At 75.1% G+C, this 3,380-nt stretch carries 2 protein-coding genes; one reads left to right on the top strand and one right to left on the bottom strand.

Annotated features, from left to right (window positions below):
* Positions 1-1,263: an amidohydrolase gene (locus J1M37_RS06440; RefSeq protein ID WP_206452346.1), complete on the top strand. Its 1,263-nt coding sequence runs from the start codon at positions 1-3 to the stop codon at positions 1,261-1,263.
* Here the strand turns inward: J1M37_RS06440 and acs are convergent.
* Positions 1,212-3,380, bottom strand: a 2,169-nt coding sequence (gene acs, locus J1M37_RS06435; protein WP_241246456.1) for an acetate--CoA ligase, incomplete at its 5' end; no start/stop codon positions are given. The genes J1M37_RS06440 and acs overlap by 52 nt on opposite strands.

Below are 3,380 nucleotides of genomic sequence, written 5' to 3'. Positions count from 1 at the left end.
GTGAACGCCCTCGCCCCGGACCTGCCGGAGGACATCGCCCGGGAGGCGATCGCCTTCCGCCGCCTCCTCCACGGGCATCCGGAGCTGGACCTGCACCTGCCCCGCACCCAGGCCGCCGTCCTCGAGCGGCTCGAGGCCCTGCGTGCTGAGGCGGGGGAGGATGCCGCCACCGGCCGCCCCGCGCTGGAGACGGGCGTGGGCCGGGCGCTGAGTTCCGTCGTCGTGGTGCTGCGCGGCGGGGCCCCGCTGCCGGAGGGGGCCCGGCGGCCGGTCGTGCTGCTGCGGGGGGACATGGACGCCCTGCCCGTCACGGAGGAGACCGGGCTGGAGTACGCCCCCTCCGTGCCGGGCACCATGCACGCCTGCGGCCACGACCTGCACACCGCCGGCCTCTACGGCGCGCTGGCCTGGCTGGTGCGCCGTCGCGGGGAGCTCACCGCCGACGTGGTGGCCATGTTCCAGCCCGGGGAGGAGACCGGCGGCGGGGCCCTGCACATGATCCAGGAGGGGCTGCTGGAGGCGGCCGGGCGACCGGTGGACGCCGCCTACGCGATCCATGTCTCCTCGGGCACGTACCCGCGCGGCGTCCTGCTCAGCCGCCCGGGGGCGATCCAGGCCGGCTGCGACGACCTGGTGGTGACGGTGCACGGCCGGGGCGGGCACGGCTCCGTGCCGCACCTGGCCCAGGATCCCGTGCCCGTGGCCGCCGAGATGGTGCTGGCATTGCAGTCCGTGGTCACCCGGCAGTTCGACGCCTTCGACCCGGTGGTCGCGACCGTCGGACGCCTGAGCGCGGGCACGGCGGCCAACATCATCCCGGACAGCGCCACCCTCGCCCTCACCCTGCGGACCTTCTCCGCGCCCGCCCGCGCCCGGCTGCTCTCGGCCGTGGAGCGCATGGTGCACGGGATCGCCGCGGCGCACGGCATGAGCGCACAGGTCCGGACGGACAGCGCGTTCCCGGTGACGGCCAACGACGCGGACGCGGTGGCCTTCGTCCGCCGAACCGTGGAGGACCTCTACGGGGCCGACGCCTACCGGGAGCTGCCCGAGCCCGAGCCCGGCAGCGAGGACTTCTCCGAGGTCCTCCAGCGCGTGCCCGGCGCCTACGTCCTGCTCGGGGCCGTCCCGGAGGGCGTGGACCCGGACGAGGCCCCGGTCAACCACTCCCCGCAGGCCGTGTTCGACGACGCCGTGGTGCCGCGGGCCGCTCAGGTGCTGGCCGAGCTGGCGCTGCGGACGGCGCCGGTGCCGGCGTCCTGAGCGCGGCGGCCGGCCCGGAGCACCTCGGCGATCTGCCCGACGCACGGCTCGTTCTGCAGGCTCGTGGTGTCCCCGAGCGCGGTGCCCTGGTGCAGCTGCGTCAGCAGCCGCCGCATGATCTTGCCCGAACGGGTCTTGGGCACGTCGGGGACGAAGACCACCTCGGCGGGCTTGGCCACCGGCCCGATCACCCGCCCCACGTGCCGCCGCAGCTCCTCGGCGCGGTCGGCGGCGGAGGCGCCGGGGCCGTCATCGCCGGCCAGCCAGCTCTCGTGCGCCACCACGAAGGCGACGGCGGCGTGCCCGGTGGTCTCGTGCGGCACGGGGCACACCCCCGCCTCGATCACCTCCGGGTGCGCCACGAGGGCGGACTCGATCTCGATGGTGCTCAGCCGGTGCCCGGAGATGTTGATGACGTCGTCCACGCGCCCGAGGATCCAGACGTCGCCGTCCTCGTCCCGCTTGGCGCCGTCGCCGGCGAGGAACCAGCCCGCCTCGCCCTGGTCCGCGTAGTCCTCCCAGTACGAGTGGAAGTAGCGGGCCGGGTTCTGCCACACGGTCCGGGCCATCGACGGCGAGGTGCGGGTGACCACGATCCGACCCTGCAGGCCCTCGGGCGTGGGGGCGCCGTCGTCGTCGACCACGGCCACGTCCACCCCCGGCAGGGGCCGGGAGCCGCAGCCCGGCTTGAAGGCCGTGTCCGTGGGGCGCGGGGAGAGCACGGTGGCGCCCGTCTCGGACTGCCACCACGTGTCCACCATCGGCAGGTCCGGGGTGTCCCGGCCGATCTGGGTCCGCGCCCACGTCCAGGCCTCCGGGTTCACGGACTCGCCCACGGTGCCGATCAGACGGATCGAGGACAGGTCCGGGCCGCCGTCCGCGTGCGCCGGGATCCCGTCCGGATGCCAGCCCTTGAGCGAGCGGATCAGGGTGGGCGCCGTGTAGTAGCTCGTCACCCGGTAGCGCTCGATCACCTCGAAGTGCCGGCCCGGGTGCGGGGCGTTCGGCACGCCCTCGTAGATCACCTGCGTGACCCCGTTCGAGAGCGGACCGTAGATCTCGTAGGTGTGCGCGGTGACCCAGGCCAGGTCCGCGGTGCACCAGTGGACGTCGTCGTCGCGCCGTGCCGGGTCCGGGTGGGAGAACAGGAAGTCGTGCGTCCACGAGGCCGCGGCGAGGTACCCGCCGGAGGTGTGCACGAGCCCCTTGGGCTGTCCCGTGGTGCCGGAGGTGTACATGATGAACAGCGGGTGCTCCGCGTCGAAGGCGCGCGGGGTGTGGGTGTCCGGCTGGCGGTCCACGACGTCGTGCCACCACAGGTCCCGGCCCTCGGTCCACGGGATGTCCCGGTGGCCCGTGCGGTCCAGGACGAGGACGTGCTCGATCGCGTTGTCCCCGGACACGGCCTCGTCCGCGTTGGCCTTCACGGGGACGGCGGCACCGCGGCGGAACTGGCCGTCGGTGGTGACGAGCAGCTTGGCGCCCGTGTCCTCGACGCGGAACCGCAGCGCCTCCGCCGAGAACCCACCGAACACGAGCGAGTGCACGGCGCCGATCCGCGCGCACGCCAGCGTGATGACGATCGTCTCGACGAGCACGGGCAGGTACACGACGACGCGGTCGCCCGCCTCGATGCCCAGCTCCTCGAGGGCGTTCGCGGCCTGGGCGACCTCGCGCTGCAGCTGTGCGTAGGTGACGGCGCGGCGGTCGCCGGGCTCGCCCTCGAAGTACAGGGCGACCTTCTCCCCGCGCCCCGCCGCCACGTGCCGGTCCACGCAGTTCACGGCCACGTTCAGGGTGCCGTCCTCGTACCAGCGGATCTCCGGGCCGCGCTCGGCGGCCGGGTCCGGGGCGGTGAGGGAGCGCGTCCGGGTGAAGGGCCGCTCCCAGCTCAGACGTCGGCCGGCCGCCTCCCAGAACGCGAGCCGGTCCGACTCGGCCACCGGGCGGCCGTCGCCGCGCCCGCCGTGCAGCCGGTCCGCCGGGCGGCCGGGGTGGACGTCCGGGTCGGCGGCGTCGACGAGCGCCTGCGGGAGGGGGCCGGGCAGCGTGGCGAGGGCCGCGGCGGGCACGCCGTCGTTCGGTCCGCGGACGGCCCCGGAGGCGCCCTCCTCGGC

Origin of the sequence: Micrococcus sp. KRD012 (assembly GCF_017168555.1) — a bacterium.
In the GTDB taxonomy this organism is placed as follows: Bacteria; Actinomycetota; Actinomycetes; order Actinomycetales; family Micrococcaceae; genus Micrococcus; species Micrococcus luteus.
The sequence above is the reverse complement of the archived record's forward strand: the minus strand, read 5'-3'. Positions and strand labels throughout refer to the sequence as shown.